Source organism: Mycobacterium sp., from assembly GCF_047975165.1.
GTDB lineage: Bacteria > Actinomycetota > Actinomycetes > Mycobacteriales > Mycobacteriaceae > Mycobacterium.
In genome coordinates, this window is the sequence record NZ_JBKECZ010000114.1 from 1 (window position 1) to 1,512 (window position 1,512).

General features: G+C 30.6%; 2 protein-coding genes and 1 pseudogene. All 3 read right to left on the bottom strand.

Annotated elements, in window-relative coordinates:
• Positions 1 to 236: pseudogene (locus tag ACK5M9_RS11800) on the bottom strand (nuclease); the annotation flags it as partial.
• 8 nt (positions 237 to 244) lie between these two features.
• A complete protein-coding gene (locus tag ACK5M9_RS11805; protein ID WP_416893357.1) occupies positions 245 to 667 on the bottom strand; it encodes a hypothetical protein in 423 nt (140 codons plus the stop codon).
• Positions 668 to 989: 322 nt separating this feature from the next.
• Positions 990 to 1,512 (bottom strand): primase-like DNA-binding domain-containing protein (locus ACK5M9_RS11810; protein WP_416893358.1); only part of this gene is annotated, 523 nt, incomplete at its 5' end.

The following is a 1,512-nucleotide window of genomic DNA, read 5'->3' on the forward strand; positions in this document are numbered from 1 at the left end:
GCCTTACGCTCTACTCGACAATCAAGATATGTATCTCGTAAAATACCAAATTCCTCATTCCGTGGAATCATGCAGCCATAATCACCAGTATCTAATTTTTGAAGTTTGTAAGGTATCTCCTTTGCTCGTAAGTATTCTAGGATATGACCATTCACATTCTCACGAGTATCCACAATTACTACCATTGATTTCATAATTTTTTCTATTTCTTTATCCGTGTATTTGTAACTAATCAATTCATCACCTACTTTTTATAAAAGATAACTGCTCGTTTATGAATTTCTTTAGAAAATAATTTTGATTCGTCATTTTCATATTTCCGATAATCTTCAAAATGATTGTTCCAGCCATTTTTATGTAAAATAACTGTCCATTCATAAATTAGCTTTGTTGAATATTCATCAGCTTGTAGCCAATCAAATATTTTTTTATTATTCTTCCAACCACAAAACTGATGAAATACTTTTAAATTTGTTAATTCAATTGCACCTACACCAATCCATGATTTGAAATATTCATCAATCTGTTGAAAATGCTGCTCTGCTAATTCCATGGTTTGCTTTGGAATTAATTCTTGTTTTTTTATTGCTACACGCTTATCAGTTGGATCAAGATAAATATCTGCTCCTGATTTCCAAATTTGACTTAGAATTTCTAAAACTTCCAAGTTTTCACCCCAATAAAGTTATTTTTTGTTATTTTTTTATCTCTTAAAGTAACTAATTGGTATTGAAAAGTAACTAAAAGTTACGGAAAAAATCATTTAGTAACACACTTGAACCCTTGACACTACTGACTTTCTTAAAAAATGGGTTATTACGGTTATCGCGTTTGGACATTACACTCTTATATATATATTTATTTTTTTATTTTTTTAATTAATACCAAAACAAATAACCTAAATAACCTAAATTAAAATAATAGTCTCTAAACCATTGGTATTACTGACTTTTTAACGAGTTACTAAAAGTTACTAAAAAAAATAATTGTTATTCAACGACCTTAAAAAAGCTATTTTCTGTACTTTCTGTAACCTTTTTTGTTCCGTTAGTAACCGGTGCTCTTTCTTTCAAAGTTATACCCATTATGAATGTCTTATTTTTTGCACCTCTTTTCTTCTTGAATCCTTTGGTTTCTAACACTCTGTAAAACGATCTATTCTTTAACGCATGGTCACCAGATTTGAAACACCAATTGTCATACACGTTATACAATTCTTTTGCTTCAATTTTGATTTCTTCATTTTCAGGTTCATCAATGTAACAAGATTCCCAAAGGAAAGGTGCTAATATATCCATGTCCTCTTTGTATTTCCCTGTTGCATCTGCTACTACAAGTGGTTCTTGTAACCCTTCACGTTGCCATTTCAAGCAGCCTTCAATTGCCCAATTTAAAATACCAGGTAACTCAAGAGATAGTTTTTCATCAAGTTTTTTATCTCTTTCATGTGGTTGTAAATTAAGGTTGAACGGAACTAATTTGACACGTCTCCAGATACCTTCATCAACTCCA